The organism is Brevibacillus parabrevis, from assembly GCF_022701015.1.
GTDB lineage: Bacteria > Bacillota > Bacilli > Brevibacillales > Brevibacillaceae > Brevibacillus > Brevibacillus parabrevis.
This window is the reverse complement of sequence record NZ_CP064090.1, coordinates 685001-705702: the sequence shown is the minus strand read 5'-3', so window position 1 is coordinate 705702 and position 20702 is coordinate 685001. Positions and strand designations below refer to the sequence as shown.

At 51.9% G+C, this 20702-nt stretch carries 22 protein-coding genes (1 of these 22 cut by a window edge); all 22 read left to right on the top strand.

Annotated elements, in window-relative coordinates:
• Positions 1–4 precede the first annotated feature (4 nt).
• Positions 5–1030, top strand: a complete 1026-nt coding sequence (locus tag IRJ17_RS03400; protein ID WP_122966741.1) for an ABC transporter ATP-binding protein — start codon at positions 5–7, stop codon at positions 1028–1030.
• A 122-nt stretch (positions 1031–1152) separates the two neighbouring features.
• Positions 1153–2811 carry a peptide ABC transporter substrate-binding protein gene (locus IRJ17_RS03395; RefSeq protein WP_242773240.1) on the top strand — a complete coding sequence of 553 codons (1659 nt, stop codon included), beginning with the start codon at positions 1153–1155 and terminating at the stop codon, positions 2809–2811.
• A 147-nt stretch (positions 2812–2958) separates the two neighbouring features.
• The gene (locus IRJ17_RS03390; RefSeq protein ID WP_242773238.1) at positions 2959–4053 is read left to right on the top strand and encodes a dipeptide epimerase; all 1095 of its coding nucleotides are present in this window, start codon (positions 2959–2961) and stop codon (positions 4051–4053) included.
• A 2-nt stretch (positions 4054–4055) separates the two neighbouring features.
• A complete protein-coding gene (locus IRJ17_RS03385) occupies positions 4056–4973 on the top strand; it encodes a C40 family peptidase (protein ID WP_242773236.1) in 918 nt (305 codons plus the stop codon).
• Between the two features lie 25 nt (positions 4974–4998).
• Positions 4999–5958 (top strand): ABC transporter ATP-binding protein, encoded by a 960-nt coding sequence (locus IRJ17_RS03380; RefSeq protein WP_122966737.1) that lies wholly within the window; start codon positions 4999–5001, stop codon positions 5956–5958.
• 252 nt (positions 5959–6210) lie between these two features.
• Positions 6211–7155, top strand: coding sequence for a sigma-70 family RNA polymerase sigma factor (locus tag IRJ17_RS03375; RefSeq protein ID WP_242773233.1), 945 nt, complete (start codon positions 6211–6213; stop codon positions 7153–7155).
• Positions 7156–7311: 156 nt separating this feature from the next.
• Positions 7312–8184 carry an Hsp33 family molecular chaperone HslO gene (hslO, locus tag IRJ17_RS03370; RefSeq protein ID WP_063227491.1) on the top strand — a complete coding sequence of 291 codons (873 nt, stop codon included), beginning with the start codon at positions 7312–7314 and terminating at the stop codon, positions 8182–8184.
• A gap of 37 nt (positions 8185–8221) precedes the next feature.
• Positions 8222–9124: a peptidyl-prolyl cis-trans isomerase gene (locus tag IRJ17_RS03365; RefSeq protein ID WP_063227490.1), complete on the top strand. Its 903-nt coding sequence runs from the start codon at positions 8222–8224 to the stop codon at positions 9122–9124.
• An 81-nt stretch (positions 9125–9205) separates the two neighbouring features.
• Positions 9206–10138 carry a cysteine synthase A gene (gene cysK / locus IRJ17_RS03360; protein ID WP_122966733.1) on the top strand — a complete coding sequence of 311 codons (933 nt, stop codon included), beginning with the start codon at positions 9206–9208 and terminating at the stop codon, positions 10136–10138.
• 122 nt (positions 10139–10260) lie between these two features.
• Positions 10261–11754, top strand: a complete 1494-nt coding sequence (locus IRJ17_RS03355) for an anthranilate synthase component I family protein (protein WP_242775201.1) — start codon at positions 10261–10263, stop codon at positions 11752–11754.
• Positions 11755–11771: 17 nt separating this feature from the next.
• Entirely contained in the window at positions 11772–12359 is a 588-nt protein-coding gene (gene pabA / locus IRJ17_RS03350) for an aminodeoxychorismate/anthranilate synthase component II (protein WP_242773230.1), read from the top strand.
• A gap of 131 nt (positions 12360–12490) precedes the next feature.
• On the top strand, positions 12491–14134 hold the full coding sequence (locus IRJ17_RS03345; protein ID WP_242773227.1) for a PhoX family protein: 1644 nt from the start codon (positions 12491–12493) through the stop codon (positions 14132–14134).
• Between the two features lie 20 nt (positions 14135–14154).
• The gene (gene tatA / locus IRJ17_RS03340; protein WP_173598161.1) at positions 14155–14364 is read left to right on the top strand and encodes a twin-arginine translocase TatA/TatE family subunit; all 210 of its coding nucleotides are present in this window, start codon (positions 14155–14157) and stop codon (positions 14362–14364) included.
• A gap of 76 nt (positions 14365–14440) precedes the next feature.
• Positions 14441–15175, top strand: a complete 735-nt coding sequence (tatC, locus tag IRJ17_RS03335) for a twin-arginine translocase subunit TatC (protein WP_242773218.1) — start codon at positions 14441–14443, stop codon at positions 15173–15175.
• Positions 15176–15208: 33 nt separating this feature from the next.
• Positions 15209–16054 carry an aminodeoxychorismate lyase gene (gene pabC, locus IRJ17_RS03330; protein WP_242773207.1) on the top strand — a complete coding sequence of 282 codons (846 nt, stop codon included), beginning with the start codon at positions 15209–15211 and terminating at the stop codon, positions 16052–16054.
• 52 nt (positions 16055–16106) lie between these two features.
• The gene (folP, locus tag IRJ17_RS03325; RefSeq protein ID WP_242773196.1) at positions 16107–17294 is read left to right on the top strand and encodes a dihydropteroate synthase; all 1188 of its coding nucleotides are present in this window, start codon (positions 16107–16109) and stop codon (positions 17292–17294) included.
• A 2-nt stretch (positions 17295–17296) separates the two neighbouring features.
• Positions 17297–17668: a dihydroneopterin aldolase gene (gene folB / locus IRJ17_RS03320; RefSeq protein ID WP_242773187.1), complete on the top strand. Its 372-nt coding sequence runs from the start codon at positions 17297–17299 to the stop codon at positions 17666–17668.
• Positions 17665–18195: a 2-amino-4-hydroxy-6-hydroxymethyldihydropteridine diphosphokinase gene (gene folK / locus IRJ17_RS03315; protein WP_173598158.1), complete on the top strand. Its 531-nt coding sequence runs from the start codon at positions 17665–17667 to the stop codon at positions 18193–18195. The genes folB and folK overlap by 4 nt, the downstream gene beginning before the upstream one ends.
• On the top strand, positions 18147–18353 hold the full coding sequence (locus tag IRJ17_RS03310) for a helix-turn-helix domain-containing protein (protein WP_083955635.1): 207 nt from the start codon (positions 18147–18149) through the stop codon (positions 18351–18353). Before folK ends, IRJ17_RS03310 begins: the two co-directional genes overlap by 49 nt.
• Before the next feature lie 69 nt (positions 18354–18422).
• A complete protein-coding gene (dusB, locus tag IRJ17_RS03305; RefSeq protein WP_122966726.1) occupies positions 18423–19451 on the top strand; it encodes a tRNA dihydrouridine synthase DusB in 1029 nt (342 codons plus the stop codon).
• Positions 19452–19669: 218 nt separating this feature from the next.
• Positions 19670–20146: a transcription elongation factor GreA gene (gene greA, locus IRJ17_RS03300; RefSeq protein ID WP_063227480.1), complete on the top strand. Its 477-nt coding sequence runs from the start codon at positions 19670–19672 to the stop codon at positions 20144–20146.
• Between the two features lie 103 nt (positions 20147–20249).
• Positions 20250–20702 carry the start of a lysine--tRNA ligase gene (gene lysS / locus IRJ17_RS03295; RefSeq protein WP_122966725.1) on the top strand. Its footprint extends 1068 nt past the window's final position, so only the first 453 of its 1521 coding nucleotides appear in the window; it begins with the start codon at positions 20250–20252; its stop codon lies off the right edge, out of view.

Genomic DNA, 20702 nt, shown 5'->3' with positions numbered 1-20702 from the left:
CGGCATGGACAAAACGGAAAAATTGCTGGAGGTAAGCGGTCTGCGTGTCACGTTCAAGACGCACGGCGGGGAAGTGAATGCGGTTCGTGATGTGAGCTTTTCCATGAACAAAGGGGAGACGCTTGCCATCGTCGGAGAGTCTGGCTGTGGCAAAAGCGTTACGGCCAAGAGCATCATGCGGCTGATTCCGGAGCATATCGGAAAAATTGCTGGTGGCAGCGTCATGTTCAAAGGCAAAGATTTGGCAAAGCTGCCGGAAAAAGAAATGCGCGAGATACGCGGAAAAGAAATCTCCATGATCTTTCAGGATGCGATGACCTCGCTCAACCCGACCATTTCCATCGGCGAGCAGATCATGGAAGGAATCATTCGCCATCAAAAAGTCGGCAAGAGCGAAGCGCGGCGGCAAGCTGTCGAGATTTTGACGCTGGTGGGGATCGCCAACCCGGAAAGCCGTCTGAAGCAGTACCTGCATCAATTCAGCGGCGGGATGCGCCAGCGGATCATGATTGCCATAGCGCTTGTCTGTAGACCTTCTATTCTCATTGCGGATGAGCCTACGACCGCGCTCGACGTGACCATCCAGGCGCAAATCATTGACCTGTTCAAAAGCATTCAGCAAAAAACAGGGGTATCTATCATAATCATTACGCATGATCTGGGCGTAGTCGCCAAAATCGCGGATCGGGTCAACGTCATGTACGCGGGAAAAGTGGTCGAGTCTGGACCTGTGCAAGATATTTTCTACAATCCACAGCATCCGTACACAAAAGGACTGCTTGCTTCCATGCCGCGGCTGGACGCGGATCGCTCCATACCGCTCAGCCCAATTCCAGGAACGCCGCCCGATTTGTTTGCGCCGCCGCTCGGTTGTGCGTTTGCTGCTCGTTGCGACTATGCGCTGGAAGTTTGCCGGAATTATCAGCCAGCCGAGTCGAATGTCCACGGCAAGCACTCGGTATCCTGTTGGCTGCAAGATCCGCGAGCGAAAAAAATGCTGGCCGCCATGCAGGCTCCTACAGGAACCTAGCGGGCAAGGCTACAGGCATGGGCGCATGGGCAAAAGAGTTGGTTATCTGGTGTAAAAGAGGGTGTCGTCTATCGGCGCTATCCTTTTACGACATATAAAAAAATCATAAGGGGGAAGAAACAGTGAAAAAACTATCGACTATTTTGCTTTCCGCTTCGCTTGCTGTTTCCATGTTCGTAACCGGGTGTAGTTCGGGTCAAGCGCCAGCGAACAATGAATCGGCACCACCGGCGACCAACAACCAGCAGACTCCTGCACCGGGAGATCAGGCAGCCAAGCTTTTGCTTTTGAACAACATCAAGGAGCCTACCTCGCTCGACCCGCCAGTCGGCTTTGACGAGCCATCCTACAACATTTTGAACAACTTGATGGAAGGTTTGACGCGACTGGATGAGAACCAGAAGCCTCAGCCTGCGGCAGCTTCCGAGTGGAAAGTTTCCGAGGATGGCAAGACATATACGTTCACCTTGCGCGATAACAAATGGAGCAACGGCGAGCCAGTAAAAGCGCAAGACTTTGAATACGCCTGGAAACGCATGCTCGACCCGGCGCTGGCATCTCCAGCTGCCTTCCTCGCTTTCATTATCGAAGGGGCCGAAGCGTACAACAGCGGAAAAGGTCCTGTAGACGGTGTGAAAGTAAAAGCGTTGGATGACAAGACACTGGAAGTTGTTTTGGCACAGCCAGCTTCCTGGACATTGCTTCTCGCTTCTAACCCGGCGTTCTTCCCGGTTCACAAGGCGACGGTGGAAAAAGATCCAAAATGGGCTGCCGAAGCGAGCACTTTTGTGGGCAACGGGCCGTTCAAGCTGACCGAGTGGAAGCATGACAGCGAATTGAAAATGATGAGAAGCGAGAACTACTGGGATGCGGCAAACGTAACGTTGCCGGGCGCTGTCTGGAAAATGATCGATGATGAAAATACCGAGTACCAAATGTTCACGAATGAAGAGCTGCACAGAACCACAACCGTTCCGGCGGATATGGCTGACCAGTTGTTCAAAGATGGCAAAGTATACGTAAAAGATGGCGCAGGCACAGAGTTCTACCGTTTCAACGTGACAAAAGAGCCGTTTGACAACGTCAACATTCGCAAAGCGTTCAGCCTGGCAATTGATCGTCAAACATTGGTAGACCTCGTGTTGATGCGCCAGCAAAAACCGGGAACCGGATTCGTTTCCTTCGGCTTGCCAGACGCCAACGGTTCGGGCGATTTCCGTCAAGTGGGCGGAGACTTGGTGAAGTTCGATGCCGCTGAAGCGAAAAAGCTGCTGGAGCAAGGAATGAAGGAAAAAGGCTATACTCAGTTGCCAGAAGTAACGCTCACTTACCGCAGCGGAACAGCCAACGAAAAAACAGCTCAAGCAGCGCAAGAAATGTGGAAGCAAAATCTGGGCGTAGATGTGAAGCTGCAAAAAGTAGAAGGAAAAGTTTTGACCGATATGCAAAAACAGCTGCAATATCAAATTGCCCGTTCCTCCTGGTTGCCTGACTTTGGAGATGCGATCAACTTCCTGGACATCTTCCAGTCGAAGAACGGCAGCAACCGCACTGGATGGGGCAATCCTGAATACGACAAGCTGATTGAAGGCGCGTACAAAGAGCCAGACGATGCCAAACGTTTGCAAATGCTGCACGACGCCGAGAAAATCTTGCTGAACGAAGCGCCAGTAGCGCCGCTGTACTTCTACAACACATCGCTGCTCACCAGCGACAAAGTCAGCGGAATCCAAAGCTCGTCGCTCAGCTATACCGATTTGCGAAAAGCAGTCGTGAAGTAAAACATGCTTGCCGGGAGAAGTCATTTCAGGCGGATGAAATGACTCTCCCCCTTTTTTGCCGAATGTTTTAATAGTGCTATAATTTAGTTTGATTCAACGAAAAAATAGATAAAGCAAGCATGCGTGCTAGAAAAGATGGAGGAAAACATGATTATTCAAGCCATCGAAGTGAAGAGAATCTCTGTACCTTTGAAAAAGCCTTTTAAAACAGCTTTGCGCACGGTGAACAGTCTGGAATCTGTCTTGGTGAAAATCACTTGCGACAACGGAATGGTAGGGTGGGGAGAGGCTTCTGCTACTGTCGTCATTACCGGCGACAGCATCGAAAGCATCGAATCTGCCATCATGAACACGATGAAGCCGCAATTGATCGGCCTGAATTTGCTTGCTTACGAACGAGTATTTCAAACTTTGCATCAATCGATGGTAGGGAATACAAGCGCGAAGGCAGCAGTTGATATTGCGCTGTACGATTTGATTTCCCAACGGGCGGGAATGCCGCTGTACCAGTTTCTCGGAGGCTATCGCGACCAGTTGGAAACGGACTATACCGTCAGCGTCAATTCGCCAAAAGAGATGGGCGAAGATGCGGCTGCTTATTTGAACCAAGGCTTTAACGTTTTGAAAATCAAGGTAGGCAAGGACAACATCGAGGATGATATTTTGCGTATCCAGGAGATTCGCAAATCCGTGGGCAATCAGGTGAAAATTCGTCTTGATGCCAACCAGGGATGGAATGTGAAAGAAGCGGTTCAATCCATTCGCAAAATGGAGGACATGGGGCTTGGCATCGAACTGATTGAACAGCCTGTAAAAGCTCACGATCTGGAAGGCTTGAAGCGGGTTACGGATTCGGTGGATACGCCGATCATGGCTGACGAAAGTGTATTTTCGCCGGCGCAGGCGTTGCAAGTTTTGCAAAACCGGGCAGCTGACATGATTAACATCAAGCTGATGAAGGCGGGCGGCATTTTCAAAGCGCAATTGATCAACCAATTGGCCGAAGAACACGGTATTCCATGCATGGTTGGCAGCATGATCGAATCGCGGTTGGCTGTTTCGGCGGCAGCGCATTTTGCAGCCAGCAAGAAAAATATTACCCGCTTTGACTTCGACGCACCGCTCATGCTTCTGCATGATGGCATCGATGGTGCTGTGACTTACGATGGCCGTGTGATGACGATGCCGGATGCGCCGGGGCTGGGCATTCGTTCGATCTGTTTGTGGGAAGGGGAAGAGTGAAAATGAAACCAGCAATCGTCTCCGTGTCCGTCGCAACTGTATGGACGAAGCCCGAATCTCCCCGTGACATCGACCAGGCGGCTCTCGTTGTTCCGGTTGATGCGCGCGGTTGGCTTGATTCGCTGACCGTTGAGGAAAAGCTCGGCTTTTATGACAACAACGCGATCCAGACGCAAGTTTTGTTCGGCACTCGCGTAGAAGTAGTGGAAGAGCAGGGCGATTGGGCGCACATTTTGATTCCTGACCAGACGACCAGCAAAAACGAAACGGGCTATCCCGGTTGGGTGCCGTCGCGCCAGCTCAGTCCGTGGTCTGCCGCCTTTGCTGTGCAGGATGGACAAAATTTGGCGATGGTTACAGCGGCGTTTACCCGTCTGCATTCCACAGAGCAGGAGCCGGGGATCGAGCTTGCTTTCTTGACGAAGCTGCCGCTCGTAGAAGACGGTTCCGAGTGGGTGAAAGTAGCAGTGCCGAACGGCGAAGCTCTTTTGCCAAAAGCGGATGTCGCCATTGTGCGGGCAAACGAACCGATCGAACTGACCGGAAATCGCGGCGAGGCCATTGTGGAATCGGGCAAGCGCTTCCTCGATCTGCATTATTTGTGGGGTGGCATGTCGTCATATGGATATGACTGCTCCGGCTTTGCCTACAATATGCACCGCTCTGTCGGCGTTCAAATTCCGCGCGATGCTTCTGATCAGGCCAGAGCCGGGGAATTGATTGAAAAAGCCGATTTGCTCCCGGGTGACCTGCTGTTTTTTGCCTATGAAGAAGGAAGAGGCAGAGTCCATCACGTCGGCATTTATATCGGCAACGGGGAAATGATCCATTCACCGGATTCGCGAAGCGCCATCGAGATCGTCAAGCTCGACAGCTACAAGCTGAAAAAGGAACATGCGATCTCCAGACGATACTGGTAAAAGGATAACGGGGAGGAGTAGCCAGATGGAAAGAAAAAAGCTGGTCCAGGTAAGAAACCTGACAAAAACCTTTGCGCTTGGCAAAGGGCTCTCACTGAAGGCGGCTGACGACGTCTCCTTTGACATTTACGAAGGGGAGACGTTTGGACTGGTAGGCGAATCTGGCTGCGGAAAATCAACGACTGGCCGTACGATTATCGGCTTGTATCAACCGACCTCCGGCGAGGTGCTGTTTGACGGGCTGAACGTACACAAAGCTTCTGCTGCCGATCGAGGCAAGATTACGAAAAACATTCAGATGATTTTTCAGGACCCGTACGCGTCGCTGAATCCGCGGATGAATATCGCCGAAATTATCGGAGAAGGTCTGCAATTGAACGGGCTTTACAAGGGGAAAGAGCGGATGAAGCGGGTCGTCGAGCTGCTGGAGATGGTGGGCCTGCAAAAGGAGCATGCGAACCGTTTTCCGCATGAGTTCAGCGGCGGGCAGCGCCAGCGGATCGGAATTGCCCGCGCACTTGCCGTCAATCCGAAGTTCGTTATCGCAGATGAGCCGATTTCGGCCCTCGATGTATCGGTTCAGGCACAGGTTGTGAATTTGATGAAAAATTTGCAGCGGGAGCAAAACTTGACGTATTTGTTTATCGCCCACGATCTTGCCATGGTTAAACATATCAGCGACAGGATCGGTGTGATGTACCTGGGCAACATGGTAGAAATGAGTACGAGCGAAAAGTTGTATGAGTCTCCCAAGCATCCGTATACGCAGGCGTTGCTGTCGGCTATTCCTGTTCCCGATCCAGACCTGGAGAAAAACCGCGAGCGGAAGATTATCGAAGGCGACGTGCCCAGTCCGATCAATCCGCCCAGCGGCTGTGTGTTCCGTACGCGTTGCCCTGTCGCGACAGAGGTTTGCGCCCAGAAAAAGCCTGTGTGGCAAGAAGTGGACACCAACCATTTTGCTGCCTGTCATCTTTATCAGTAAAGCACAGACTCCTTTTACACTATTCGACATGATTCTTCAGCCGTCCCGCATTCAGGGATGGCTTTTTTGTCGACCAGGCTCGCCTCTATATTAAGGAAGGTTTACAAACAACGCATAAAGGGGAGAACTGTTAATATTCTGTAAACTGGCAGGAATCAAACAAGTTTTGTCGAAATACGGTTACAGTAAACAACTTCGTAAACTCGCCTAACTTCATCGTGAACTCCCATTCCAGAGAAGTGAGGGTTGCATATGACTTTGAGTACCTCCTCATTCCATTCCACTCCCAGTCGTTGGCGGGAAGTAGAAACACAGCTGGGGATCGTGGTGCCCAGATCGCTTCGGTCTGACACGTCCGCCTTGCTGTTTTTGGAAAGCGTCGCTGCAACACCCATGTTGGACAAAGAAGAAGAGTTGGCTTGCCTAGTTCGCTATCAGAAGCATGGCGACATGGAGGCACGTGAAACGATTGTTCGCGCCTATTTGCGCTACGTTGTCAGTACAGCCTTGCGCCATTTGAGAAGAGGCATGCCGTTCCTGGACCTGATTCAGGAAGGTACGATTGGTTTGTTTACCGCCATAGACAAGTTTGATGTGGGACGGGGCGTACGTCTCTATCATTACTCGCACTGGTGGATTTCCCAGGCGATCACCCGCGCAATCAATGACAAAGGTGCGTTGATTCGCATTCCTGTCCACATGCATGAGCAAATTCGCCAGTATCAAAAGCAAGTTTTGCATCTGATTCACGCGTTGAATCGGACGCCGGATCGACACGAAATTGCCGGGCTGCTCGACATTCCGCTGGAAAAGGTCGATGCAATCGAGCAGGCGTTGATGATGAAAATGGAGTCGATTGATGCCGAACTGGACAGCGAAAAATGGCTGGCAGAGTATGAGGACGAGTGTCTGAGCTACGCCGAAATCATGGATGACGGTCTGTCCTCTCTGGATGACTGGATTGAAAAGGTAGACTTGCGCTCCCAGATGCACGCGGCACTGGAGAGGCTTAGCCCGCGGGCGCAAGAGATTATCTCCATGCGCTACGGTCTGTATGATGACCATGTGTACACGCTGGAGGAAGTCGGCAAAATGTTTGGCCTGACCCGCGAACGAATCCGCCAGATTGAAGCGACGACAATAGACCGATTGCGAACGCAAAAAGCGTCGAAAGTTCTGAAAGACTATCTGACTTGATGTCATTACCACCCCCTTCTGCTACGAGAAGGGGGTTTTGCTTTTTGGATCGTCTGCAAGTGTTCGTTTAGTCAGCGGAAAGCGCGTACGTCTGGCTTCTTGTGGTAAACTGATAAAGACCATTTGAACATTGGATGCAAGAAGGAGGATCGCCAGATGAGCGATTATTTGATAAGAGCAACCGGATTTGACGGACACGTACGTGCATTTGCTGCACGGACGACAGATATTGTGGAAGAAGTGCGCCGTCGCCACGATATGTGGAATACGGCAACGGCAGCGACAGGACGTACTTTGACCGTCTCTCTCATGATGGGAGCCATGTTAAAAGGAAACGAGAGCCTCTCTGTCAAAATAAAAGGGGGAGGTCCGATTGGGCAGATCGTCGCTGAGGCCAATGCCGATGGCGAAGGGATTGCCTACGCTACCAACCCGCAAGTGCACTTCGAGCTGAATGAAAAAGGCAAGCTGGATGTAGCGCGTGCCGTTGGAACGGAAGGCTTTGTGTACGTGACAAAAGATTTGGGACTGAAAGAGCCTTATCAAGGCAGCTCGCCGATTGTCTCCGGTGAAATCGGGGAAGATCTCACTTACTATTTTGTCGTGTCCGAGCAAACGCCGTCAGCGGTAGGCGTAGGTGTGCTGGTAAACCCGGATGACCGCTCCGTCTTGGCGGCTGGCGGCTTTATTCTTCAGCTTTTGCCGAACACACCTGAAGAGGTTGTGGCAAAAATCGAAGAACGCCTGGGACAGCTTCCGCAAGTTTCCCGCATGATTGGCGAGGGCTTGTCGCCGGAGGAAATTTTGGCGCGCGTATTGGATGAGCCTAAGTATCTGAGCCGCACAGAAATTACATTCCACTGCAAGTGCAACGAGGACAAGGTGGTTCAGGCTCTGATCAGCATGGGGCGCGAAGAGATGGAGAGTCTTCTTGAAGAGCAGGGCGAAGCGGAAGTTCACTGTCATTTTTGCAACGAACGTTATCATTATGACAGAACCGCGTTAGAGAACATCATGAAGGACATGTAAGGACAATCGCGCGGCGTCAACTAAGGGAGAGGATGGCATGACCAATGTAAAAGGGTTGTGGGCATTCATTGGGGCGCTCGTGTTGCTGTTGCTTGCCGTGACCTGGGCCTGGTTCCAGTCGTCAGGCAAGCTGCAGCCTGCGGCTATCGTCGGAGATGTGAAAATCAGTGAAGCCGAGTATGTATCGGCGCTCAAGCAGAAGTTCGGGGAACAGGTTCTGAACGATCTCATCAATCGGGAGGTCGTTTTCCAGGAGGCGAAGCGCTTGGGTGTCAGCGCCGATCCGAAGCAGGTTGAGCAGGAACTGGAACAAATTCGCGACAGCTATGGCAGCCGTACGGACAGCGAGTTTCAGCAAGCGTTGCAAAAGCAGGCTGGAACGAGCCAGGATGCGGTGAAGCGGGAGATTACTTATCAAATTTTGCTGCAAACATTGGCTACCAAAGATATCTCGGTTAGTGACGACGAAGTGATGAAAGTATATGAAAGCCGGGCAGATCGGTATACGCGCCCGATGCAGTTGCGACTGTGGCAAATTGCCGTTGCATCGCAAAAAGAAGCAGAGCAGGTAGAGGCCGAATTAAAGCAGGGGGCCAATTTCCAGACTCTCGCCAAGGAACGCTCGATTGACCAAAAAACGGCGGCCACAGGCGGAGATTTGGGGTGGGTATCCCTTCGCGACCCGAAGCTGCCTGATGAAGCGTGGAACGAAATAGAAAGCTTGAAGGCAAAAGACAATAGCCAAGCCGTCAAAACCGGGGATCAATACATCATCTATCACCTGGAGCAGAAGCGGGATGCGACACAGAGAACTTTTGCCGAGGTAAAAGAGGAATTGCGCCGGGAAATTGCTTTTGCGCAAGTGGAATCTCTCGATGTGGTTTTGGAGCGGATGCGCCAGTCCGTAGGTGTTCAGATTTCTGGGCAAATGCCTCATTGACCAAATGGGCGACCGTTGATATAATTATGACAATAAATCCTAGCGTTTTACTCGGCTTATTAATATAAGGGGGCAGGACATATGCGCGTGGCTAATTCCATTACTGATTTGATTGGATTTACTCCGCTTGTGAAGCTGAATCGTGTTGTCACCGAAGATATCGCAGATGTTTACTTGAAGCTTGAGTTTTTCAACCCGGGAAGCAGCGTGAAAGATCGGATCGCGCTTGCGATGATTGAGGCAGCCGAAGCGGATGGCAGCCTGAAGCCAGGGGATACGATTATTGAACCGACGAGCGGAAATACAGGAATCGGCCTGGCGATGGTCGCTGCTGCAAAAGGCTATCGCGCCATTCTGGTCATGCCGGAGACGATGAGTATTGAGCGCCGCAACTTGCTGCGCGCGTATGGTGCGGAACTGGTGCTCACTCCAGGTGCCGAAGGAATGGGCGGAGCGATTCGCAAAGCGGAAGAGCTTGCAAAAGAAGACAGCACCTACTTTATTCCGCAACAATTCAAAAACAAAGCCAACCCTGCTGTGCACCGCGATACGACAGCGCGTGAGCTGTTGGAGCAGGCAAAGGAAATTGGCGGCGTTGATGCTTTTATTTCCGGGATCGGAACAGGCGGAACGATCACAGGTGTCGGTCAAGTCTTGCGCGAGCACTACCCAGACGTGCGGATCGTTGCCGTAGAGCCGGCAGCATCCCCAGTATTGTCCGGCGGCAAGCCAGGACCGCACAAAATTCAAGGAATCGGAGCAGGCTTTGTTCCGGAAATTCTTGATACGCAAATTTACGACGAAATCATCAAGGTAGAGAACGAGGAAGCTTTTGAAACAGCTCGCCAAGTAGCTCGCAAGGAAGGCATCCTCGGCGGCATTTCTTCGGGGGCAGCGATCCATGCGGCTTTGCAAGTAGCTGCCAAGCTGGGCAAAGGCAAAAAAGTCATCGCCATCATCCCATCCAACGGCGAACGCTACCTGTCTACTCCTCTGTACCAATTCGAGGATTGATTGGCAAAAAATACGGGAGGCCACGGTATGCCATTTTGGCTGCGTGGTCTTTTCTTTTTGCCTGGGACGACTATATAATGAACGGATAAATAGTGAAAAAACCGGAGCGTGAAGCGAAATTGATGTTCCCTACCTTTGCCCAGTGCCAGTCGTACGCATTGACATATCCTTTTGTTCCTCTTGCTCTTCGCGGTAAATGGTCTTCCGAAATCGATCCTTGGCAGGTGCTGACTGCCTTGCAGCCGTCCATGCAGGATGCTGTTCTTTTGGAAAGCGGCCGAGTGGGAAGGTACACGTTTTTGGCTTATCAGCCTGTAGCTACCTTGCGCAGTCAGCGAGGGGAAACGATCGCTGTCTACCCCGATGGTCAGGTAGAAAATGTGGAAGCGGACCAACCGCTTGATGCATTGCGAAAATTGCTTGCCCGCTATCGCACGCCAGTCGTTCCAGATATGCCTGATTTTTCCGGTGGGGCAGTGGGGTATCTCAGCTATGATATGAACCGCTTTTTTGAGCCTACGCTTCCCGAGATCGCAACGGACGACTTACAGTTGCCAGACCTGTATGTTATGATAATGCAAGACCTTGTTGTCTTTGATCATCAGACGCGAGAGATCGTCTGTCTGACTCATTTGTCTGCAAAAGAGTTGAGCGAAGAGACTTATCGCCAAGCGGAGGAACGCCTTGCAAAAAGGCTGAATTCACTGGAAAATCTTGTGGCGAAGACGGATACCGAAGACTGGGAGCAATTGCGCAAAAGACCGCTGGTTCATGAGACGCCAGCAGCGGTGTCTTTTGCCAAAGATCAGTTCGAGGATGCCGTCCGTCGGGTTCAGGAGTATATCGCCCAAGGCGACGTTTTCCAGGTGAACCTGTCTGTGCGGCAAAGCAAACCAATGCAGGTGACGGCGCCGGATGTGTATCAGGTGCTGCGCAAGCTGAATCCGTCTCCTTACATGGGCTACCTCAGCTTCCCGGAGTTTCAGCTGGTCAGCGCTTCCCCTGAGCTGTTGGTGAAGGTCAAGGGCGGGGAAGTTCATACACGCCCGATCGCAGGGACGCGTCCGCGCGGGCAAACCGATGAGCAGGATGAGGCATTGGCGCGTGAGCTGATCGACAACGAAAAGGAGCGCGCAGAGCACGTGATGCTGGTCGATTTGGAACGCAATGACCTGGGCCGCGTCTGTCGTTTTGGCAGCGTGGAGGTCAGCGAGTTCATGGTCGTGGAGAAATACTCGCACGTGATGCATATCGTCTCCCATGTAAAAGGAGAGCTGGCCCAGGGCAAAGATGCTTTCGATGCGGTAGCGGCCACTTTTCCGGGCGGAACGATTACCGGAGCGCCAAAAGTTCGGACGATGGAAATCATCGAGGAGCTGGAGCCGGTCATACGTGGCGTGTACACAGGATCAATCGGCTGGTTTGGCTTTAACGGCGATGTAGAGGTCAATATTGCCATCCGGACGATGGTCGTCAAGGATGGAATGGCTCATGTGCAGGCAGGAGCAGGCATTGTGATCGACTCTGTCCCCGAGGCGGAGTACGCCGAGTCTTTGAAAAAGGCAGAAGCGTTGTGGAAGGCCCTAGAGATTAGCGAGCAGAGAACGATGAGTTGAGAGGAGATGAGAGTAAGATGATTTTAATGATCGATAACTATGATTCCTTTACGTACAACCTGGTGCAGTATGTAGGTGAGCTTGGCGAAGAGCTGCAAGTGTACCGCAACGACAAAATCACGCTGGAAGAAATCGAGCGGCTGGCTCCCGATTACTTGATGATCTCGCCTGGCCCGTGCACGCCAAACGAAGCGGGGATCAGCATGGAGGCCATTCGCCACTTTGCGGGGAAAATCCCGATTTTGGGAGTGTGCCTGGGACACCAGTCGATTGGACAAGTGTTTGGAGCAAAAGTCATTCGCGCCGAACGGTTGATGCACGGCAAAACGTCTGAGGTCATTCACGACGGGAAGACGATTTTTCAGGGCATTCCTTCCCCTTTTATAGCGGCACGTTATCACTCCTTGATTGTGGAGGAAGCGTCCATCCCGAGTGAGCTGGAAATTACGGCGCGAACCGCTGAAGGCGAGATCATGGCATTGCGCCATCGGGAATATCCGATTGAGGGCGTGCAGTTCCACCCCGAATCGATTATTACCGAGCACGGCAAACAGTTGCTGCAAAACTTCCTTACCACCTACGCCCGCCATACGACAGGATCATGAATGCATACACGACAAAAATCGCCTGATTTCAGGCGGTTTTTTCATTTACAGACTCTTTATACAGCGTTTACTCTCTCTCGACATTCGGCTTGTACAATGAAGCGAAAGATGGCGAAAAAGGAGAGAGTGAAATGGATGTAAATCGTCGACAGTTTTTGACTTATCTAGGAGCAGGTACAGCAGCACTGGCATCGATGGCAACCGGAATCCCTGCCTTGGCAGCAGGCAGTACCTTGTCTGGAAAAACAGCCGATCATCTGTTTGGCCTCGAAACAAAAAACCACCATTTCAACCCGAAGTTCAAAGAAATCCATCCGACAACGAAAGACGACGTCGTCCTGCCAGAGGGATTCAAGTACGATGTGATCGCTTCCTATGGAGACAAGATCAACGCGGCTGGCGACACTTTTGGCTTCAATAATGACTTCACCTGTTTTCTGCCCATCGAGGGCAAATCAGACCATGGACTGCTTTGGGTAAATCACGAATATTTAGGTGAGTTGGAATATTACGTGAACGGATACGATTACTTGAAAGCGGACGCAGAAGACAACAAGCGCACTCCGGAGCAAATCAAAAAGTATTTGTACGCGCTGGGCGGCTCTGTCATCGAAATCAAAAAGGAACAAGGCAAGTGGAAGCTGGTTGCGGACTCCAAGTACGGCCGTCGTGTCAGCGGGCTGACCAAACACGTACTGACAGGGCCGGCAGCTTCGATCGCCAAAGAAGTAACCGGGACGTTTGCCAACTGCTCTGGCGGCGTGACGTTGTGGAATACAGTTCTTTCCTGTGAGGAAAACTACATGGACGTCGTAGGCGATTGCAAGCTGCCTGAGGCAAACCATTATGGCTGGGTTATTGAAGTAGATCCGTTTGATCCGAAGTCGACTCCGAAAAAGCATACAGCGCTCGGCCGCTTCTCCCACGAGAATACTGCCATGGTGCTGGCGCCATCAGGTCAACTGGTCGTATACATGGGCGATGATGCCAAAGACCAGTACGTGTACAAATACGTTTCCAAAGCGAAGTTTGATCCGAAGGCGGGGAAAGGCAATTCCCGGCTGCTGGAGGAAGGGACGCTTTATGTCGCCAACTTTGGCAAAGGCAAATGGGTCGCGCTGGATTTGGCCACCAATGACGCTTTGAAAAAAGCCGTGAATGCGGAAGGCAAGCCGCTGTTTGCTTCCCAGGCTGACGTTTTGGTCAATTGCCGCGAAGCTTCCAAAGCGGTTGGAGCTACTCCGATGGATCGCCCTGAAGATCTGGAAGTCCATCCGATTGACGGTTCCGTGTTCATCGCCCTGACGAACAACGACAAGCATGGCAACTTCTACGGGCAAATCGTGCGTTTGTTCGAAAAAGACAACAACCATGCAGGCGGCGAGTTCACGTTTGAGATTTTTGCCGCAGGCGGTCCGCAAAGCGGTTTTGCTGCGCCGGACAACATGGCGTTTGACAGCGCAGGCAACCTGTGGGTCGTTACGGACATCTCTTCTTCCTCCATGAACAGCGGGATTTACAAATCGTTTGGGAACAACGGGGTATTTTTCATTCCGACTACGGGCAACAACAAAGGACAGGCTGCACAGTTTGCCTCTGCTCCGGTAGGCGCGGAAATGACAGGGCCTTGGTTTACGCCTGATGAAACAACGCTGTTTTTGTCGGTACAGCATCCGGGCGAAAACCTCAAGGACTACAGCCAGCCAACCAGCCATTGGCCAAAAGGCGGAAATGCAGCAGCTTTGCCGAGCGTGATTGCCATTACTGGTTTCTAGGACAAGGAGTGTAGCGCACCATGCTATCGAGCATCGGGATTCCTGGACTGATCTTGATTTTGATCATCGCACTGATCGTTTTCGGGCCGAGCAAGCTGCCGGAGATCGGTCGCGCTTTTGGTCGTACGCTGACGGAGTTTAAAACGGCTGCCAGAGATTTGACCAAGGACGACGATGAAGGCAAAGACAAAGGCGCGGTCGGAGAAGAAGCGGTAAAACGAAGCAACTAATTCCGGCGTGGGAAAAGGCGGTGCGTTCATTTGGCGCACTGCCTTTTTGCAGCGCAGCGCGTAAGGAGGAGAGCTTGTGAATCAGGAGATGCCTGTTTTGGAGCATCTGAGTGATCTGCGCCGCAGACTGCTGATCGTGGCTGCGACACTGGTCATCGGCATGATCATCTGTTTTTTGTTTGTCGATCACATTTACCTGGCGTTGTCGAATCATTCCGGCGAAAAACTGGCTATCCTCGGCCCGGGTGATATTTTGTCAATCTATGTAAAGTTGTCTGCGGTTGGCGCGGTAGCTGTCACAATTCCTGTGGCTGCCTATCAGACGTGGCGATTCGTCGTTCCGGCATTGGAGGAGCGGGAGAGAAAAGTGGCGCTGATGTACATCCCGGCGCTGTTTCTGTTGTTCTTGTTCGGGCTGTTTTTTGCCTACTTTGTCTTGTTTCCGATGATGTACCAATTCGTGCTGGGGCTGTCAAACGGGAATTTTGAGCTGGTGATTACGGCAAATGACTACTTTAGCTTTATGTTGAATTTGTGCCTGCCGTTTGGACTTTTGTTTGAGCTGCCTGTCGTCGTGCTGTTTTTGAGCCATCTGGGCATTTTGAATCCGCATCGATTGGCCAAAATGCGCAAGCCTGCCTACCTGGTGCTGGCGATCATTTCGATTACGATTACTCCGCCCGACTTTTTGTCCGATATTATGGTGATTGTTCCATTGATCGTTTTGTACGAAATCTCGATCACAATCTCGCGCTTTGTTCATGGCAAGCGTGCTTCCGAATCTGCGCTCTCCCCGGAAAATATGGTATGATGCTCTCGACAATAGTATCGGGAGAGTGCGCAGATGCACATTTATGCAAACGGGACAATTTGTCCGGCTCATGAGGCGAGTGTATCGATTTTGGATCACGGTTTTTTGTATGGCATCGGTCTGTTTGAAACGTTGCGCGTATACGATGGCAAACTGTTTCTGTGGGACGACCATTTTGCCCGGCTGAGTTCCGGGCTTTTGGCGTTGCAAATCAAGCTTGTCTGGTCAAAAGAAGAGCTGGCGGATGCCATCAGGCAAACCGTCGAAGCGAACGGGCTGAGGGACGCGTATGTACGTCTCAGCGTCACGGCGGGGCCGGAAGGGGTAGGCTTGGTAGCTGGCGGCTACGAGCGCCCATCTTTGTTTGTATTTGCCAAGCCGGTTGCCGCGCTTGAGGTGCCGCCCAAGCCCAAGCGACTCCAGACGTTGGCATTGCCGCGCCAGACGGCGGAGGGGCACCAGCGGTTTAAATCGCACAACTACCTCAACAACGCATTGGCTCGCCAGGAGCTGGGGGCGCGCACGGATACGGAAGGGCTGTTTTTGACGCACGACGGTTTTCTCGCGGAAGGCATCGTCAGCAATCTTTTCTGGGTCAGGGACGGGCATCTGTTCACCCCTTCTCTGGATACGGGCATTCTCGATGGGGTGACTCGCCGCCATGTTTTGCGCTTGGCCGAGCAATTGGCGATCCCGACAGCAGAAGGACGGTATCGGCTGGAAGACCTGCTTGCGGCGGATGAAGTATTTACGACCAACTCTGTGCAGGAAATCGTGCCTGTGCTGGAGGTGGACGGGACTTTCGTTCCAGCGGTCTACGGGAAATACACGAACGAACTGCACCTCGCCTACCGTCAGTCTGTAGCGACCCTCATGTAAATTATGGTATGCTACTAATCAACATGCGAAGACGGAAAAAGGGAGTAGGTCCATGAAGTACAATCCATTTCGAATCCATGCGGCAACCGTCGACGAAATGATTGCGGAGCTTGCCGATCGGGGCGTTTTTGGCCATTTGGCTGAACAGTTGGCTGAGTGGCGAGCAGGTTTGATGATCCATGTGGAAAACATGAGCAGCGAGCTTGCCGAACAAGTGCGGCAGAACATGCTCGCGACCGGGGCCGAGGCGGTTGTGTCTGGGCAACCGGGTACGATTGAGCGAAAACGGATGCTTTTGCTCGCGGGCCACAAGCAGTTGGAGCAGGCCCTGCAACAGCTGGAAAAAAGCGCTGGCGAGTCTGGCGCGGTGGCGGCAGAGGTACGGGAGATTTTGGCGCTGCCGTCTCGCCTTCGAGCCAGACGAAAGCTGGACTGCGGACAGTACACACTTCCGCTTGGCGAGCGCACATTGGTGATGGGGATTTTGAATGTAACGCCCGACTCCTTTTCCGACGGCGGCCGTTTTGTGGATGTGGAGCAAGCTTTGTCGCAGGCGCGCGCCATGGTGGAGGCAGGGGCGGATGTCATTGACATCGGCGGCGAATCGACACGCCCGGGAGCGATGCCTGTAGAAGAGGCTGAGGAGCTGGATCGGGTGCTGCCTGTCATTCGGCTTTTGACAAAGGAGCTGTCGGTTCCTCTTTCGATTGATACATACAAGGCGGCGGTGGCGGAGCGCGCACTGGACGCTGGGGCGCATATCATCAACGACGTTTGGGGAGCAAAGCGCGATCCGCGCATGGCCGAAGTAGCTGCGAAGAGCGGCGTGCCAATCATTTTGATGCACAACCGCCCTGACACCGACTACCAGCACTTTTTCTCCGATTATGTCAGAGATTTGCGAGAATCCGTACAGATTGCCTTGCGCGCGGGTGTGCGTGAGGAACAGATTATTCTCGATCCGGGGATCGGCTTTGTCAAAACGGTCGAGCAAAACCTTGAAACCATGCGCAGACTCGATGATCTGGTTGCTCTCGGTTATCCGGTTCTGCTCGCGACCTCGCGCAAGCGGATGATCGGACATGTCCTCGACTTGCCAGTAGAGGAACGGGTAGAGGGCACGGCAGCGACTGTTGCCCTGGGCGTAGCCAAAGGCTGCCATATGGTTCGGGTGCACGATGTAAAAGAGATGAAACGGGTCACCAAGATGATGGATGCGATGATGAAGGGGGGCATTTAACGATGGACAAAATTTATTTTAATGGCATGTCGTTTTATGGCTATCATGGTGTCTTTGGCGCAGAAGCCGAGCTGGGTCAGCGTTTTTATGTCGATTTGGAGCTTCTTGTCGACTTGTCGCAGGCAGGGGCGAGCGATGATCTGCAGCATACCGTCAATTACGCCGATATTTTTACTTGTGTGCAAAAAATTGTCGAGGGCGAGCGGTTCAATCTGGTTGAAAAGCTGACTACTGTAATTGCCGAGCAACTTTTGACGACTTTTCCGTTGCAAGAAGCCAAAGTAAAGGTGACCAAGCCCAATCCTCCGATCAACGGCCACTATGAGTCGGTTGCCATTGAAATGATGCGCAGAAGAGAGGATTTTGCTTCATGAGTGTGGTAGCGTATCTGGGGCTTGGATCAAACCAGGGCCATCGTGCGGAAAATTTGCGTCAGGCGATCCAGAAGCTGAACGAACAGCCGGGAATCCGGGTTTTGCGCGCATCAGCCGTTTATGAGACAGAGCCGTTCGGCTACGTCGAGCAAGAGGCGTTTTTGAACATGGCTGTGGCGATAGAGACAGACCTTTCTCCCGAGCAGCTATTGGATGCGGCTTTGTCGGTAGAACGCGTTCTGGGGCGCGTTCGAACCATTCGTTGGGGGCCGCGTACGATTGATATTGACCTCCTTTTGTATGGCACCTCCAGTGTGTCGCTCGAGCATCTGGTTATCCCGCACCCTGGTTTGAGCGAGCGCGCTTTTGTGCTGGTTCCGTTGCGAGACATTTGGGAGGGCGATGCTTTGCCTGGTTACAGCCAGACCATTGACCATTATCTTTCCTTATTGGCAGAAGATCACAAGGGGGTACGAGAGTGGGGAGCAATCAACTGGGAAATCGGATCAGATCCTTTCGGAAGTTAAAAGGGTATACACAGCAGTCCCTTTCGGAAAAGCTGGGAGTGTCGCTGTCGTTCGTCGGATCGCTGGAGCGGGGGACTCGCACGCCGACAGAACCTGTACTGCGCAAGATCGCCAGCACTTTACAGGTCGACTATGAAGAATTATGTGCTATAAAATAAAGGATAGGCAGTTTGGATGAGTCTCACCTCTCCAAGACCCCGCATATCGGGAATAGGAGGTCGAAATAGATGAAAATCGGAAATATTGAACTGAAAAATAACGTGGTTCTCGCCCCGATGGCAGGTGTTTGCAACCCTGCTTTTCGTTTGATTGCGAAAGAATTTGGGACGGGGCTTGTCTGTGCGGAGATGGTCAGCGACAAAGGCATCGTGCACGGCAATAAAAAGACCATCGACATGCTGTATGTCGACGAACGCGAGAAACCGCTGAGCCTGCAGATTTTTGGCGGTGACAAGGAAACGCTCGTTCCAGCGGCGAAGTATGTAGATCAACATACGAACGCAGACATTATCGACATCAACATGGGGTGTCCTGTTCCGAAAATTACGAGCTGTGATGCAGGTGCTCGCCTGTTGCTCGACCCGGACAAAATTTACGAGGTAGTATCGGCTGTTGTCGATGCTGTCGAAAAGCCGGTTACGGTCAAAATGCGACTGGGCTGGGATGAAGAGCACTTGTATGTCCTGGAAAACGCCAAGGCGGTTGAGCGTGCAGGCGGCAAAGCCATCGCCGTCCACGGTCGGACTCGCGTGCAAATGTACAAGGGTCAGGCGGACTGGAGCTGGATCGGACGAGTGAAGGAAGCTGTTTCCATCCCGGTTATCGGCAACGGTGATGTGGCGACACCAGAGGACGCTCGCCGCATGCTCGATACGACGGGTTGCGACGGCGTCATGATCGGACGCGCTGCACTCGGCAATCCGTGGATGCTGTACCGAACCATCCAGTACCTGACGACAGGAGAACTGGTTGCGGAGCCGTCCGTGCGTGAAAAAATCGACATCTGTTTGTTGCACGCGGAGCGTTTGATTGCATTGAAGGGGCCGCGAGTAGGTGTGCTGGAAATGCGCAAACACGCAGCATGGTATTTGAAGGGGCTGCGCGGTTCGACCCATACGAAAAACCTGGTAAACTCTGTGGAGACGGAAGAAGAGCTTCGTCGGGTTTTGACTGACTATGTCGACTGGGTGGAGAACTATGATGGAGACCTTGAAGAGCCTTTGGAATCGACTCGTGACGAGGCGGTCAGTTACTAAACTGGTTGTTTATTCCAGACATTGACAAGGGTTCCTTCATATCCTATAATACTCCGTAATATTGGGAGCCAAGCTGCCAGTCAACTCTGGCAGCTTTACCTTTGAACCCTCAAAGTTGGTTGTGTTCTGCTGTATATTGTATAGAACAACTACATATAATCCTTTGTACTTTACCCAGTACAAATGGAATCATTTTTTAATAACGGGGGAATTGAACCATGTCTGAAAAAGAAGTTTTCCTGACACCAGAAGGTTTAACAAAGCTGGAGCAAGAGCTTGAAGATTTGAAAACGGTTAAACGAAAAGAAGTAGCAGCAAGGATTAAAGAAGCGATCAGCTTTGGAGATATCAGTGAGAACTCTGAATACGAAGAAGCAAAGAATGAGCAGGCGTTCATTGAAGGCCGCATTCTGACGCTGGAAAAAATGCTGCGCAAGGCTACGATCATCACGAATGATGACGTGGACACAGGCGTAGTAAGCGTAGGTTCCAGAGTAAAGCTGAAAGACCTGGAGTTTGGCGACATCGTCGACTACACGATTGTAGGTTCGGCTGAATCCGACCCGATGAACAACAAGATTTCCAACGAATCTCCTGTAGGTCAAGCGCTTTTGGGCAAATCCAAAGGTGCTGTGGTAGACGTGAACGTACCAGCAGGCGTGATCCAGTACGAGATTCTCGATATTAACCTGTAAGCAGTTTATCCATGGCGTACCTTATGTGAGGTACGCCGTATCACTATTTTAGTGCCCTGTACAATACTGTTAAATCAGGCATTTTTTAGAGGAGTGAACAAAAATGGCAAACGAGCAAGACCTACAGCAGGAAGATCAGCAACAGGAAGGGCTGCACGAGCTTCTTCAAGTGCGCCACGACAAAATGAATCAAATTCGCGAGTGGGGCTTCGATCCATTTGGGAAAAAGTTCGAGCAAACCCACCACGCTGCTGATATTGTGAAGGCATTTGGCGACAAGACCAAGGAAGAACTGGAAGCCGAAGAAAACGTCGTTACAATCGCCGGTCGCCTGATGGCAAAACGCGCGATGGGTAAGGCGAGCTTCGCCCAGCTTTTGGACCGTTCCGGCCAAATTCAAATCTACGTGCGCCAGGACACGATTGGCGATGAAGCGCACAAAGTGTTCGATATCAGCGATATTGGCGATTTGATCGGAATCCGTGGTGTTGTTTTCAAAACAAAAACAGGCGAGCTTAGTGTGAAAGCCAAAGATTTCACGTACCTGTCCAAGTCG

Coding starts and splice junctions, on each gene's coding strand:
- IRJ17_RS03345 (WP_242773227.1), top strand. CDS start 12,491: ATGGATGTAAATCGTCGACAGTTTTTGACTTATCTAGGAGCAGGTACA.
- folK (WP_173598158.1), top strand. CDS start 17,665: ATGAGTGTGGTAGCGTATCTGGGGCTTGGATCAAACCAGGGCCATCGT.
- tatA (WP_173598161.1), top strand. CDS start 14,155: ATGCTATCGAGCATCGGGATTCCTGGACTGATCTTGATTTTGATCATC.
- pabC (WP_242773207.1), top strand. CDS start 15,209: ATGCACATTTATGCAAACGGGACAATTTGTCCGGCTCATGAGGCGAGT.
- folP (WP_242773196.1), top strand. CDS start 16,107: ATGAAGTACAATCCATTTCGAATCCATGCGGCAACCGTCGACGAAATG.
- hslO (WP_063227491.1), top strand. CDS start 7,312: ATGAGCGATTATTTGATAAGAGCAACCGGATTTGACGGACACGTACGT.
- pabA (WP_242773230.1), top strand. CDS start 11,772: ATGATTTTAATGATCGATAACTATGATTCCTTTACGTACAACCTGGTG.
- folB (WP_242773187.1), top strand. CDS start 17,297: ATGGACAAAATTTATTTTAATGGCATGTCGTTTTATGGCTATCATGGT.
- IRJ17_RS03380 (WP_122966737.1), top strand. CDS start 4,999: ATGGAAAGAAAAAAGCTGGTCCAGGTAAGAAACCTGACAAAAACCTTT.
- greA (WP_063227480.1), top strand. CDS start 19,670: ATGTCTGAAAAAGAAGTTTTCCTGACACCAGAAGGTTTAACAAAGCTG.
- IRJ17_RS03390 (WP_242773238.1), top strand. CDS start 2,959: ATGATTATTCAAGCCATCGAAGTGAAGAGAATCTCTGTACCTTTGAAA.
- IRJ17_RS03375 (WP_242773233.1), top strand. CDS start 6,211: ATGACTTTGAGTACCTCCTCATTCCATTCCACTCCCAGTCGTTGGCGG.
- IRJ17_RS03355 (WP_242775201.1), top strand. CDS start 10,261: ATGTTCCCTACCTTTGCCCAGTGCCAGTCGTACGCATTGACATATCCT.
- cysK (WP_122966733.1), top strand. CDS start 9,206: ATGCGCGTGGCTAATTCCATTACTGATTTGATTGGATTTACTCCGCTT.
- IRJ17_RS03400 (WP_122966741.1), top strand. CDS start 5: ATGGACAAAACGGAAAAATTGCTGGAGGTAAGCGGTCTGCGTGTCACG.
- IRJ17_RS03365 (WP_063227490.1), top strand. CDS start 8,222: ATGACCAATGTAAAAGGGTTGTGGGCATTCATTGGGGCGCTCGTGTTG.
- IRJ17_RS03385 (WP_242773236.1), top strand. CDS start 4,056: ATGAAACCAGCAATCGTCTCCGTGTCCGTCGCAACTGTATGGACGAAG.
- dusB (WP_122966726.1), top strand. CDS start 18,423: ATGAAAATCGGAAATATTGAACTGAAAAATAACGTGGTTCTCGCCCCG.